Raw genomic sequence first — 13,704 nt, forward strand, 5'->3', positions numbered from 1 at the left:
ATGGAAGCAGTGCCAGGTGAGAGCCTGTCAAAGACGGATCTGTCGCGGCGCAACGTTATCCTTCAGTCTCTCCTTTTGATGGTCGCATCGGCGTTGATGCTGATTGCGATTGGCGTGTTCATGGTTTTTTCGGCCACGGCCCCGTCCTCCATTTCTGCTGTTACTGCTGATCCGTCTACGCAACTTTTTGCGGTTGCATTGCGTCAGTTCGTGTTCGCACTTGCTGGTGTTGTGGGCGCGTTTGTGTTGGCGTTTATTCCGTACCGGTTGTTGCAACGGTTTGCGTTGGTGCCCTTGATGTTGGGGTGTTTGTTGCAGCTGTTGGTGTTGGCGCAGGGTGGCGATGGTGTTAAAGGCAATAACAACTGGCTGAAGGTGGCTGGTTTTACGTTGCAGCCGTCTGAATTTTTGAAGTTGGCGTTGGTGATTTGGCTGGCGATGATGCTGGCTCGGTTGACGCTGAAGGAGATTCAGGAGTCCCGCACGATTGTGATTCCGGTGGTGGGCTTTGGTTTGGCTACTGGTTTGGTTGTTGTGGGTGGCGATGTTGGTACTGCACTTGTTTTTGTGCTGATTGGTGCTGGCATGTTTTGGCTGTCTGGCTTGCTTGGCCGTCAGTTGGTTCCGCCGATGGTTGTGTTTGGTTTTGCGGCTACGTTGCTGGTTGTTATTCGCCCGTCGCGTTTGTATCGTGTGATTGATTATGTGAATAATTTGTTGACGTTGCCGGATAGTATTACACCAACGCAGTCTGATTATGCGTTGTTTGCGTTTGGTTCTGGTGGCGTGACTGGCGTGGGCATTGGTGCTGGTAAGGAAAAGTGGCGTGATTTGGCCGAAGCGCATACCGATTTTATTTTTGCGGTTATTGGCGAAGAGTTGGGGTTGATTGGTGCGCTGACTGTTATTTTGCTGTTCCTTGCGCTTGGTTGGGCGTTGTTGCGTATTGCGATGAATCATACGGATCGTTATGCTCAGTTGCTTGCGATTGGGGCAGCGTTGTGGTTGTGTGGGCAGGCTTTTGCGAACATGTGGGTTGTGGTTGGTTTGCTTCCAGTTTTCGGTGTTCCGTTGCCGTTTGTTTCGATGGGTGGTTCGTCGATGATGGCTACGGTGTGGATGCTGGGTGTTGTTGCGGCAACAACGTTGGATGTTCCTGGAGTTCGTGAGACGTTTAAGGTTCGCCGTGGCCTGGTTCGCCGGGCGCGTGCGTTGATTCGGAGGAAGTAATGAAGCTGAGTGTTGTGTTGTGTGGTGGCGGTACTGCTGGCCATGTGAATCCGTTGATTGCTACCGCGCAGGCGTTGCGTGAGAGTTTTCCTGAGGTGCGGGTGACTGCCGTGGGCACTGCGCGTGGTTTGGAAAATGATTTGGTTCCTGCCGCTGGGATTGATTTGCGTTTGGTTGAACGGGCGCCGTTTCCGCGCCGGTTGAATGGGGATGCGTTGCGTTTTCCGATGCGTTTCCGTAAGGCAGTGCGTGAGTCGCGTGCGATTTTGGCCGACGCGGATGCCACCTGTGTTATCGGTTTCGGCGGCTATGCGTCGTCTCCGATGTATCGGGCTGCGGCTGCGTTGGGGATTCCGGTGATCGTTCATGAAGCGAACGCCGTTCCAGGTATGGCGAATAAGTTGGGGGCTCGGTTTGCACGCATTGTTGCGTTAACGTTCCCGTCCACATCGTTGCGTGCTCGTAAGGGAGAGACGGTCACGGTTGGTTTGCCGTTGCGGCCTGCGATCGCTGCGTTGGCTTCGGCGGATGGTGCGGAGCGTGCGTTGCGCCGGGAAGCAGCTGCTGCGCGTTTTGGGCTGGATGCGTCGCGCCCGATCGTGGTGGTTACTGGCGGTTCGCTTGGTGCGGTGCGTTTGAACGAAACCATGCAGGTGGCTGGGGTTTCGTTGGATGCGCAAGTTTTGCATATCACGGGGAAGGGGAAGGACGACGACGTTCGTGCCGCTACCCAGGATCATCCGGGATATGTTGTGGTGGATTATGTGACTGAGATGGAGGATGTGTACGCGTTGGCCGATCTGCTAGTTGCGCGGTCGGGGGCAGGTATGGTTTCTGAAGCGTCAACTTTGGGGATTCCAACTGTGTTTGTGCCGTTGCCGATTGGTAATGGCGAGCAGGCGCGCAATGCTCGTGACGTGGTTGCGGCGGGGGGTGCGGTTTTGGTGGATAACGCCGATTTCACGCCGGAGTGGGCAACCGAACATCTGCCGGCGTTGTTGGATCCGCAGAGGCAGCAAGAGATGAGCAAAGCGGCTCGGAAGGTTGCTCCGTCTGATGCTGCGATGAAGTTGGCTCAGTTCGCGGCGGATCTGGGAGGCAAGTGATGAAGTTCCATTTGATTGGCGTTGGCGGTGCTGGCATGAATGTGGTGGCGCGATTGTTAATCGCAGAAGGCCACACTGTGTCTGGATCGGATCGGGATTCTTCTGATGTGTTGGATGAACTGGCAGAACTGGGTGTTGAGACCTTCGTGGGGCATGATGCACGGCACGTGCCAGCGGATGCGATTGTGGTTCGTTCTTCTGCAATTAAGCCGGTTAATCCGGAGTATGCCGTGGCGATTGAACGTGGGCAAGACATCTGGCATCGTTCGCAGGCGTTGGCATTTGCGGCGGGGGAGCGCGATTTTATTGCGGTTGCGGGTGCTCACGGGAAAACCTCAACATCAGGCATGATTTCGGTGGCGTTGGATACGCTGGATGCTGATCCATCGCGTGCGATTGGCGGCCATTTGGCTGGCGGGTTGCCTGGTGGTTACTTGGGTTCAGGTTCGATGCTGGTTGCTGAAGCTGACGAATCTGATGGTTCGTTCCTCAACTATCGTCCGCGTATTGCTTTAGTGACGAACGTGGAACCGGATCATTTGGATCATTATGGATCGGCTGAGGCGTTCGATCAGGCGTTTGTTGATTTCGCCGGCAAGATTGTTCCTGGGGGATTGCTTGTGTGCTGTACGGATGATCCGGGGGCGGCGCGTTTGGCAGAGGCTGCTCAGGTGCACGGCGTGCGTATCGCAACCTACGGCATGAAACCGATGCCAGGAGATCACACAATGATTTCTGGTGTGGTTTCTGGCGCGAATGGAGTCGAGGCTCATGTTCGCCGTGGAGATCAGGAGGCACACATACGTCTTTCTGTGCATGGAACCCACATGCTGATGAATGCCGTGGGAGCGTGGATCGTGTGCTGTGATCTTGGTTTTGACGCTGCAGAGTCTGCTAGCGCGCTAGCGTCTTTTACTGGAACCGGGCGTAGGTTTGAGTTGCGTGGTGAAGTCAACGGTGTGCGTGTTATTGACGATTACGCTCACCACCCAACAGAAGTTGAAGCCACGTTGAGAACAGCGCGTTCAGTCACAACTGGCCGTGTGAAAGTGGTGTTTCAACCTCACTTGTATTCCCGTACTCGTCATTTTGCGCGGGCTTTTGCCGATGCACTCGATACGGCTGACGATATCATCGTGACCTCGGTGTATGCGGCGCGTGAAGTCCCTAACGATGGGGTAGAAGGTGATGCGATTGTGGCGCATTCTCATAAAGCACGCTACATTCCGGACATGATTGACGCTGCATGCGCTATCGCGGCAGATTCCAACCCGGGTGATCTGATTATGACCATGGGGGCTGGAAGCATCACAACTGTGGCCCCTGTGATTGTGAAAGAATTAGCACAATGAGAACACCGGGCAGGCCGCGTAAACCTACATCTCTCCAATCAAGTACGCCGGCTACGCGTACGCATGGAGGCGAAGGGAAACAGTATGTGATCCCAGATCGCAGGCAAGATTTTGTGCCAACAGCCCCTGTTGATCCGCTCGATTTTCCAGATGATTATGATGATTATGCGGAATCGTGTGTTCTTGAAGAAGAACCTCAGCGGGGTCAAGAAGTACCTGAACGTCCGGTTCTAGCGCCTGTGCAGCTCAGCGAACGCCGCCAAGAACGGCGTGCGGAACGGCGCAAGATTTGGGCGAAACGCGGCTTGATCGGGCTGGGAAGCCTTATGAGCACAGTATTTGTTATCTGGCTGATCATGCTGTCACCATTGTTTCGATACGAATTCGTATCTTCAGACATTCAAGGCCTGTCAGCTGATTCCATCGTTGATCGAACAAAGCTCGGAGAAGCGCTAAAAAAACACAATGGGGAACAGGTTTTCTTTTTTGATGACAAGGCGCTGAAAAGCGATATAAAGAAGGCAGTGCCGGAAGTTGCCGATATTTCGTCGTCGTACTCATTCCCAAGCTCGCGTACGTTCACTGTAACGGAACATGTTCCTGTTGCGTGCGTAGTGAAGAAGGACGTGTGTGAAGCCGTGGCAAAAGATGGAACTGTACTCACTGTGCCTGCTGATAAACTCGCTACTTTGCCAAAGATTTCAGACTTCCCAGAGGGAATCGATCGTGAATCTGCCCTGACGTACATGTTGGGTACACTTGATGCGTTACCTGCCAACATACGTTCAACTGTGTCTCAAATCACTATTGATAGGCATAAGATGATTTCCCTGAATTTAGCGGGCGGCAAGTCTGTTATGTGGGGGAAAGCAGAGGAAAATGCTCGAAAAGCGAAGATTCTGGCGATTCTTGTTGCTCAAGACGTCAAAGCCATCGATCTGTCCGTACCGGGATCTCCAGTGACAAGCAACTAATTTAGCAACACGCCCCTTAAATTCTTGCAAGATGCGTCAGTTTTCTCTACCTTTTCCGCGAGGTTGGAATCATAAAACTTCAAGTTCTACTTGAGGCTTTTGAAAGGTAGACAAAAGACATGTTCAGTAGCAATGCAAACATCAAAGTTGTTGGTGTTGGTGGCGGCGGTGTTAACGCTGTTGATCGCATGGTTCAAGATGGGCTCGGTGGGGTCGATTTCATTGCGGTTAACACCGATAATCAGAGCTTGGCAAAGTCGGAAGCGGAAACAAAGCTCGATATCGGCCGCGAAGTGTCGAACGGTCTTGGCGCTGGCGCTGATCCAACAGTTGGACGCCGCGCAGCTGAAGAAAACGCCGAAACGATTCAGGAAACCCTGAAAGATGCAGATATGGTATTCGTGACCGCCGGCGAAGGCGGCGGAACGGGTACTGGTGCAGCCCCAGTGGTTGCTCAGATTGCTCGCGATCTCGGCGCTCTGACAATCGGCGTTGTTACACGCCCATTCACTTTCGAAGGCCGCCAGCGCGCAAACAACGCCGAATCCGGCATTGCCGCCCTACGGGAAGCCGTTGATACGCTGATCGTTATTCCAAATGATCGGCTTCTTCAGGTTTCTGAAGAATCCCTGTCTATCGTCGAAGCCTACCGCTTAGCTGATGAAGTTCTCCGCTCTGGCGTTCAGGGCATTTCTGATCTCATTACTAAGCCAGGTTTGGTCAATCTTGATTTCGCTGATGTTAAGGCCATCATGAAGGATGCCGGCACCGCTCTCATGGGTATTGGTGTTGCATCCGGTGAAGATCGCGCCCTGCGTGCTGCTGAAACAGCTATTTCATCCCCACTGCTCGAAGCACGCATCGATGGCGCTCGTGGCGTCTTGCTGGCCTACACTGTTTCCCAGAGCTTCGGGCTGGCTGAACTTGCCCAGGCATCAGAGATGATTAAGGAATCTGTTGCTGACGATGCCAACATCATCGTAGGCGTCATGCTTGATGAAAACGTGGGCGATGAAGTCCGCCTCACTGTTATTGCGGCTGGTTTCGATCAGGAAGATGATTACCTTCTTCCTGCCATGCCTGCTCACAAGCCAGGTGAAGTTCGCGCCAAGCACATGATGTCTGAACAAGCCCCTGTACAACGTGAAGAAGTTGCTCGCCCAACCGTATCTGGGCATTCTGTTCCAGCAGAGCAGGAACCTGTTGCCCCTGTCCAGCCAGTTGCTCCAGTTCAAGAAGCACCAACATCTCTTGATGTTCCCCCAACACTTGAAGATGAAAAATACAACCGCCGCCCAGATCTAGACATCCCAGATTTCTTGGTCAACGGTAACTGAGTTATCTTTTTCATCCAACCTTTCGCGGAGGCTGTGCCATTATGGCCCAGCCTCCGCTTGGCATCTACTAGAAAGGGAATGGAATGTTAGAACAGATTACGCCGGAAGTGGCATGCGGATTTACTACTGTTAACGGTGGAGTGTCCGAAGGGGTATATGCTAGCGCTAATCTTGGTTTTCACGTGGGGGATTCTGAATCTCACGTAGCATCTAATCGCCAGATACTCGAACGCGTTCTAGGCGTTCCAGTGGTCTGGATGGATCAGGTTCATGGCGTTGAGATAGTGAACGTTAAGTCAGAGGTAATGAGGCGCGATGAGCATGGAAGCTTGAGTGTTGGCACCGCGGATGGGATGATTCTTGACTACTCGAATGCTCCGGAAACAGGCCTAGCGTTAGCAGTTATGGTGGCTGATTGTGTACCCATCCTCATTGTTGACCGCGTACAGAACCATGCTGGCGTGTTCCATATGGGACGCGCTGGAATGGAACAAGGGACGATGCGGCACGCCATAGCTCGGTTTCTTGAATTGGGCTCACATCCTGAAAATCTTCACGTTCTCATGGGGCCGCACATATGCGGCAAATGCTATGAAGTTTCGCTAGGCGTATACGAGGCCAGTCCAATGGAAGCACGTTGCGTAACCCGATGGGGAACTCGTGGAATCGACGTCGTTGCAGGTGGGCGTGTGCAAGCTACAGCGTATAATGTTGAAGTGTCCGTAAGTAGTGAGTGTACCTACGAACATGACCTGTTTTACTCACATAGGCGAGCTACTCATGAGGGGGTAACAACGGGACGTTTTGCTGGTATCGCGTGCATCAAACCAAGCAACACACCCGTTAAATACTAGGATTTTCTAGGCATAGCGCATAGTTTTAAGACAGGTTATTGACCAAAGGAGAGAGTAATGGGAATTTTTGATCGGATTGCCGCAAAGGCAACGCCTTATGAAGACGACGCCGAATACGAAACCTACGATCAGTACAGTGATGAAAACTATTATGAAGATGAAACAGAGGTAGCTCCCTTGCATTCGATTCCATCGATGCCTGAAGTTGCGCGTATCGTCACTGTGTGGGTATCTGATTTCAAGGATGTTAAGGACTTTGCCACGGAATACCGTCAAGGTTTGCCAGTTATCCTCAACCTCTCCGATGCTACGAACGATGATCGTAAGCGGATCGTCGATTTCGCGCTTGGACTTGTGTTCGGTTTGGAAGGTGCGTTCTCTCGCATTTCTGAAGACGTTTTCTTGCTTACTCCGCACTCTGTCAAGCTAGATGCGATGGGTACGGACGAACCGCATAACTTTGGGTGATAATGGCGTTTATTCTCTATCCAATTATTTGGGCGTGTAGTTTATATACATTCGTTCTGCTCGCCCGCGTCGTGGTAGATCTTGTGTTGTCGGTCATGCGTGATTGGCGACCTGCTGGTGCGGCTGTTGTGATCATTAATGTGGTTTATGTGCTCACTGATCCACCACTGCGAATAATTAACAGGTATATCCCTCCATTGCGCCTTGGTGGCGTGGCGTTGGATCTTGGGTTTATTGTGCTCTTTATCGGGGTGCGTATGCTTCAAAATCTGGCGATTGTTCTCTTACAGGTCTAAAATCGCGCAATTTGGCGGGTTTACGATGAATTACCAGTTGACGGTAGGGCTTTAGTCCTATGGAAAATACTGCAATATCTCATTTTAATTACACTCTCACTGCAATCCTCTAGTAATCTATCGGGTAGGTACTCAATTCGGAGTACAAGAAACTTTTTAACGAGGTGAAAAATGGCTCAGCTCACTGAACAAGATGTCGTAAACAAGCAGTTCAAGGAGCCCGCTTCCATCGCGGAAGGCTATGATCAGGACGATGTCGATTTCTTCTTGGATGAAGTCGCTGAGACTATCGCAAAGCTTACCGCTGAAAAGACTGAGCTTGAAGAAAAGCTCGCTCGTGCAGAAGCTCGCGTAACTGAATTGGAGAACGCTCAAGGTATCGCTGGGCCACAGGCTTCGGCAGTTGCACCTTCCGATCCTGCTTCTACCACATCTTTCGCGTCCGTTGGTGATAACGAAGCCTTCCAAGCAACGTCCGTTTTGGCAATGGCCAAGCAGTTGCACGATAAGTTCGTTGCAGATGGCAAGGCAGAAAACGAACGCCTGATCGCTGAAGGTGAAGCTGAGAAAGTTCGTATCGTCACCGAGGCTGAGGACATTCACAACCGTACACTCACCAAGCTGGAAGAAGAGCGTTCGCTCATCGAACGCAAGATTGCAGAACTTCGCGATTTCGAACGCGATTACCGTACTCGTCTCAAGAGCTACCTCGAATCCCTCCTCCACAACGTGGATTCGAACCAGCAGTAAGTTATTCTTGCATAGCGATGCCGGCACGTTCCCGTGCCGGCATCGTTGTTATCGGCCACCGGTAAGGTTTGGTAGACTTTCCGAGTGTCGAAAAAGAATGTGATGTTCGCGGCGATCGTAGCCGCCATTGTTGTTGCCCTTGATCAAGCCTCTAAAGTCTGGGCTTTGCATGCCTTATCTGGCGGCGAAACAATCCAGATACTTGGAGATGCTCTTAGCTTGCGGCTCTCATTCAACCCAGGTGCTGCCTTTTCTTTCTTAGAAGACTCTACATGGGTGTTCACAATTGTTGCGTCTCTCTTCGTGGTGGGTGTGCCGTTCTTGATTCGTAAGGTTCACACCCGTTCGCTCCTTGTAGCTGGCGCTGTTATATGGGGCGGAGCACTAGGTAACCTCATTGATCGATTATTTAGAGCGCCAGGTTTTCCTAACGGTCACGTTGTTGATTTCATCAAATATTCTGATTGGTTTATTGGAAACGTGGCAGATATTGCGCTGGTGATCGGTGTGGTTGTCATGCTGATCATCGAATTGTGTACTCCGGAAGCGCGAACTGTGGAGGAGGAAAAGTAATGAATTCCTACTTCATCCCAGATGGCTTCGCGGGAGATCGGTTGGATGCTGCGCTCGCTAAAATGACTGGGCTTTCTCGGTCACGGATTGCCGACCTGATTGCATCTGGCGATGTCTACCTTGACGGGGTGATCCCAGGAAAGTCTGATCGAGTGAACGCGGGTGCTATGGTGATGATTAATATTCCTGCACCGGCATCGGTTGAACCTGAGCTCACCCCAGTAGAAGGAATGGGGGTGCTCTACGAAGATGATGACATCATTGTGGTAGACAAGCCAGTAGGCGTTGCCGCCCACGCATCACAAAACTTCGAAGGCCCTAATGTTCTGGGCGCTTTGCTTGCAGCCGGGGTCCGGCTCACTACATCAGGCCCGCAAGAACGTATGGGTATCGTTCACCGGCTTGATGTTGGTACCACAGGCGCCATGGTTGTTGCGAAGTCCGAATTGGCATACACGATGCTTAAACGCGCTTTCCGTGATCGCACAGTTACCAAGATTTATCATGCACTTGTGCAAGGGCATCCAGATCCAATGAACGGCACGGTGGAAGCACCGATTGGGCGCGATCACCGGCATCAGTGGAAGATGGGAGTGCGTGCAGACGGCAAGCATTCAGTGACTCACTATGACACGATCGAAGCTATGGCCGGTGCTAGCCTTCTAGAAGTCCACTTAGAAACCGGGCGTACTCACCAGATTCGTGTTCATATGAGCGCATTACGGCACCCGTGTGTGGGAGACGACATGTACGGTGCTGATCCGCGGCTCTCTGCGAAACTTGGGTTGGAGCGTCAGTGGTTACATGCAGTTCGGTTAGGGTTCGACCATCCACGAACAGGCCACTATATTGAGGTGGAATCGGCGTATCCGGCAGATCTGCAGCATGCACTCGATACGATGCGAGACGGAATCCTATGATCCGCGTAGAACGATTGACCTGGGAATCAGATCTTTCTGTGGCCTATTCTGATGGACGATTTGGCGCAGATTGCGTTAGAAAAGTTTGGGGACGATCCCGGAGTCACCATCGAACTCTCAGCCCAAGTGCACGCCATCGGCTTCTACGAAAAGCTGGGCTACGTCGTCGTCAATCATGAGATCTATCTCGATGCTGGTATCGAACACAAGGATATGTGCCTAAAAATATCCCGTGTGTGAATCTCAACGTGGGGTGAACCAGACACGTGTGGGAGCCAGTCATTAGACTAGGGGCATGGCTGGAAAAAGTTTTGCGCACCTACACGTTCACACTGACTATTCGCTGCTCGATGGAGCCGCAAAAATCAATAAACTCGTGGCGGAAGTGGCGCGCCTAGAACAGCCTGCCGTGGCAATCACCGATCACGGCTATCTTTTTGGTGCATACGAAATGTATAAGGCTGCAACCGCAGCGGGAATCAAGCCCATCATCGGCCTGGAAGCCTACATGACTCCCGGCACATCCCGCTTCGATCAAACACGCCAACTGTGGGGAACTCCAGCGCAACGATCCGATGATGTTTCCGCGCGTGGTGCTTACACGCACATGACCTTGCTGTCAGAAAATAACACCGGCATGCACAACTTGTTCCGGATGAACTCTCTGGCCTCTCTAGAAGGACAGATGGGCAAATGGCCACGCATGGATCGTGAGCTTTTGGAAACGTACCACGATGGGCTAATCGGTACTGCTGGTTGCCCATCGGGCGAAATCCAAACCAGGCTACGCCTAGGGCAGTGGGATGAAGCGCTCAAAGCCGCAGGTGAACTCCAAGATATCTTTGGCAAAGATAACTTTTATGTTGAAGTGATGGATCACGGATTAGACATTGAACGCCGTGTACAAAACGATCTTCTCAAAATTGCGCGCATGATCGGTGCCCCGTTGATTGCCACTAACGATTCGCACTACGTCAAGCGTGAAGATCGTGACATCCAGGATGCGATGTTGTGCATCAATTCGGGTTCTACCTTGATGGATCCAGATCGATTCAAATTTGATGGAGATGGCTACTACATCAAATCATCGGAAGAAATGCACAGGCAGTTCGAAGATCTTCCAGAAGCAATAGACAACACGCTGGTGGTTGCCGAACGCTGTAACGTTTCGTTCCAAACTACTGCCGATGGCATCAGCTACATGCCGGAATTCCCAGTGCCGCCTGGTGAAGATGAAACCTCTTGGTTTATCAATCAAGTGGAAGCTGGCCTGCTCAAACGATACAACGGTACTGTTCCGGCGCATGTTCGAGAACGTGCCGATTATGAAGTAGGGGTTATTACGTCGATGGGCTTCCCAGGCTACTTCCTGGTGGTGTCCGATTACATCAAGTGGGCAAAGAAGAACGGTATTCGCGTAGGCCCAGGGCGTGGTTCTGGTGCAGGCTCGATGGTGGCGTATGCCCTTGAGATTACGCAGTTGGATCCGATCAAGCACGAATTGCTGTTCGAACGATTCTTGAACCCAGAACGCGTCTCCCTTCCTGATATCGATGTGGATTTCGATGATAGGCGCCGCGATGAAGTAATCAAATACGTGGAAGAAAAGTATGGATCCGATAAGGTAGCTCAGGTTGTCACCTATGGAACCATTAAAACGAAGCAGGCTCTCAAAGATGCTGCCCGCGTACTTGGTATGCCGTTCCAGATGGGCGATCAGCTCACCAAGGCGTTACCGCCAGATGTTCAGGGCAAGTCGATTGCTGTGAAGGATATTTATAATCCGGAAGCGGCTCGCTATAACGAAGCAGGGGAGTTCCGCGAATTTGTTGATTCAAACGCGGAAGCAAAGCGTGTGTTTGATTTTGCTCTTGGTTTGGAAGGTATGACTCGCCAAACAGGTGTTCACGCCTGCGCCGTCATCATGTCATCCACAGCACTAACTGACGTCATCCCAATCATGAAGCGCCTCCAAGATGGCGCGATCATTACCCAGTTCGAATACCCACAATGTGAAGAATTGGGCCTGGTCAAGATGGATTTCTTAGGCCTGTCCAACCTCACGGTGATCGAAGGCGCTCTCACCAATATTCGAAACAACGGTAAAGAAGCGCCGAACATCGATGAAATTCCACTAGATGATGTGGAAACATACGAACTTCTTGCCCGTGCAGAAACACTCGGTATCTTCCAGCTCGATTCTCCTGGCATGCGCCAACTCCTCAAACAGATGAAGCCAGATACCTTCGCGGATATTTCCGCTGTATCTGCGCTCTATCGTCCAGGGCCAATGGGCGCAAATTCGCACACCAACTATGCGCTGCGCAAGAATGGGTTACAGGAAAAAACTCCAATCCACCCAGAACTCGCAACCGCGCTCGAAGATATTTTGGGTAATACCCACGGCCTGATCGTGTTCCAGGAACAGGTTATGCGTATCGCGCAGAAACTTGCCGGCTTCACGCTTGGGCAAGCAGATATTCTGCGAAAAGCAATGGGCAAGAAGAAAGCAGATGTTCTGCAAAAGCAGTTCAAGGGCTTCGCCCAGGGCATGCGCGATCATGGCTATTCTGACGAATGTATCAACACACTGTGGGATATCCTCGTTCCGTTCGCGCAGTACGCGTTCAACAAGTCCCATTCGGAAGCATACGCACTAGTCACATACCAGACCGCCTACCTTAAAGCACACTACCCAAGTGAATACATGGCGTCGTTGCTCACCTCAAACCAAAACAACAAAACGAAGGTGGCAACATATCTGGCCGATACGCGCCGTATGGGGATCCGTGTCAACGTGCCTGATGTGAACAAATCAATGGACGTATATTCCGCTGTTGGAAACGAAGTTCGAGTGGGCTTGAGCTCCGTACGTAACGTGGGCAAAAACGTCGTCGATGGAATTATTGAAACCCGAAAAGAAAAGGGCGAATACACGTCCTTCCAAGACTTCCTGGATAAAGTGCCAGCCGCTGTTCTCAACAAACGTGCCGTAGAATGCCTGATCAAAGCAGGTGCGTTCGATTCTCTCGGATACTCGCGGCGTGCGCTCGTATCTATCCACGAAGAAGCGATTGAAGCTGTCCTACCGGTCAAACGTAACGAAGCCGGCGGGCAATTCGATCTCTTCGGCGGGCTAGGCGAAAATAACCCCATCGCCCAATCATTCAACGTGGAAATCCCAGACTTACCAGAATGGGACAAGAAAGAAAAACTCAATATCGAACGTGACATGCTCGGACTCTACGTGTCCGATCACCCACTTTCGGGGCTCGAAGCGTTCCTGGATAGGGTAGCGGACCACACCGTGCTCGGTATCCAAAACGATGAAAACCCGGTGGATGGGCAAATGGTCACCGTGGCTGGGCTCATCACCTCGGTCCAAACCCGAATCTCACAAAAGAACGGAAAAACCTGGGCTACCGCAACCATCGAAGACTTCACCGGATCAATCGAAGTGAACTTCTTCCCGGCAACCTACCAATCCGTTTCTCACTTCCTCATCCCGGATACGGTGGTCACGATCAAAGCGCGAATGTCCGTGCGCGATAGCGGTGTTCAGCTCAACGCAATGGAGATGACTGTGCCACAACTTGCGGGCGTTGCCGAAGATACGCCGCTCGATATTCAAATCCCAGAACGTATGCTTACGCAAGACATGATGCAACGCCTCTCAGACGTCCTCACCCAATACCCTGGAAAGGCGCCAATCCGTATCCACGTGCGCCAACTCGGGAAAACAACCGTGGTCCAACTCCACAACTCGTACAAGGTGAACGTCAACCCGTCGTTGCTCTCCAACCTACGTGTTTTGCTGGGCAAGAACGCCCTCTTGATGGAGTAA

Annotated in this window: 13 protein-coding genes; all 13 read left to right on the forward strand. The window is 51.8% G+C overall.

Annotation, left to right across the window (positions count from 1 at the left end; genetic code table 11):
• Positions 1 to 1,230, forward strand: a complete 1,230-nt coding sequence (locus ARCH_RS03420; RefSeq protein ID WP_013169905.1) for an FtsW/RodA/SpoVE family cell cycle protein — start codon at positions 1 to 3, stop codon at positions 1,228 to 1,230.
• The gene (gene murG, locus ARCH_RS03425; protein WP_013169906.1) at positions 1,230 to 2,336 is read left to right on the forward strand and encodes an undecaprenyldiphospho-muramoylpentapeptide beta-N-acetylglucosaminyltransferase; all 1,107 of its coding nucleotides are present in this window, start codon (positions 1,230 to 1,232) and stop codon (positions 2,334 to 2,336) included. Before ARCH_RS03420 ends, murG begins: the two co-directional genes overlap by 1 nt.
• Positions 2,336 to 3,688, forward strand: a complete 1,353-nt coding sequence (murC, locus tag ARCH_RS03430) for a UDP-N-acetylmuramate--L-alanine ligase (RefSeq protein WP_013169907.1) — start codon at positions 2,336 to 2,338, stop codon at positions 3,686 to 3,688. The genes murG and murC overlap by 1 nt, the downstream gene beginning before the upstream one ends.
• Positions 3,685 to 4,662, forward strand: coding sequence for a cell division protein FtsQ/DivIB (locus ARCH_RS03435; RefSeq protein WP_013169908.1), 978 nt, complete (start codon positions 3,685 to 3,687; stop codon positions 4,660 to 4,662). The genes murC and ARCH_RS03435 overlap by 4 nt, the downstream gene beginning before the upstream one ends.
• Positions 4,663 to 4,781: 119 nt before the next feature.
• Positions 4,782 to 5,999: a cell division protein FtsZ gene (ftsZ, locus tag ARCH_RS03440; protein WP_013169909.1), complete on the forward strand. Its 1,218-nt coding sequence runs from the start codon at positions 4,782 to 4,784 to the stop codon at positions 5,997 to 5,999.
• An 83-nt stretch (positions 6,000 to 6,082) separates the two neighbouring features.
• Positions 6,083 to 6,853 carry a polyphenol oxidase family protein gene (locus ARCH_RS03445; RefSeq protein WP_013169910.1) on the forward strand — a complete coding sequence of 257 codons (771 nt, stop codon included), beginning with the start codon at positions 6,083 to 6,085 and terminating at the stop codon, positions 6,851 to 6,853.
• A gap of 57 nt (positions 6,854 to 6,910) precedes the next feature.
• On the forward strand, positions 6,911 to 7,321 hold the full coding sequence (locus ARCH_RS03450; RefSeq protein WP_013169911.1) for a cell division protein SepF: 411 nt from the start codon (positions 6,911 to 6,913) through the stop codon (positions 7,319 to 7,321).
• 2 nt (positions 7,322 to 7,323) lie between these two features.
• Positions 7,324 to 7,617 carry a YggT family protein gene (locus ARCH_RS03455; protein ID WP_013169912.1) on the forward strand — a complete coding sequence of 98 codons (294 nt, stop codon included), beginning with the start codon at positions 7,324 to 7,326 and terminating at the stop codon, positions 7,615 to 7,617.
• Positions 7,618 to 7,788: 171 nt separating this feature from the next.
• Positions 7,789 to 8,367, forward strand: a complete 579-nt coding sequence (locus tag ARCH_RS03460; RefSeq protein ID WP_013169913.1) for a DivIVA domain-containing protein — start codon at positions 7,789 to 7,791, stop codon at positions 8,365 to 8,367.
• A gap of 84 nt (positions 8,368 to 8,451) precedes the next feature.
• Positions 8,452 to 8,940: a signal peptidase II gene (lspA, locus tag ARCH_RS03465; protein WP_113722526.1), complete on the forward strand. Its 489-nt coding sequence runs from the start codon at positions 8,452 to 8,454 to the stop codon at positions 8,938 to 8,940.
• Positions 8,940 to 9,860 carry an RluA family pseudouridine synthase gene (locus tag ARCH_RS03470; protein WP_013169915.1) on the forward strand — a complete coding sequence of 307 codons (921 nt, stop codon included), beginning with the start codon at positions 8,940 to 8,942 and terminating at the stop codon, positions 9,858 to 9,860. The genes lspA and ARCH_RS03470 overlap by 1 nt, the downstream gene beginning before the upstream one ends.
• Positions 9,861 to 9,911: 51 nt before the next feature.
• Complete coding sequence (locus ARCH_RS03475) at positions 9,912 to 10,100, forward strand: GNAT family N-acetyltransferase (RefSeq protein WP_049765814.1); 189 nt, start codon at positions 9,912 to 9,914, stop codon at positions 10,098 to 10,100.
• 55 nt (positions 10,101 to 10,155) lie between these two features.
• On the forward strand, positions 10,156 to 13,704 hold the full coding sequence (dnaE, locus tag ARCH_RS03480; RefSeq protein WP_013169916.1) for a DNA polymerase III subunit alpha: 3,549 nt from the start codon (positions 10,156 to 10,158) through the stop codon (positions 13,702 to 13,704).

The organism is Arcanobacterium haemolyticum DSM 20595 (assembly GCF_000092365.1).
GTDB lineage: Bacteria > Actinomycetota > Actinomycetes > Actinomycetales > Actinomycetaceae > Arcanobacterium > Arcanobacterium haemolyticum.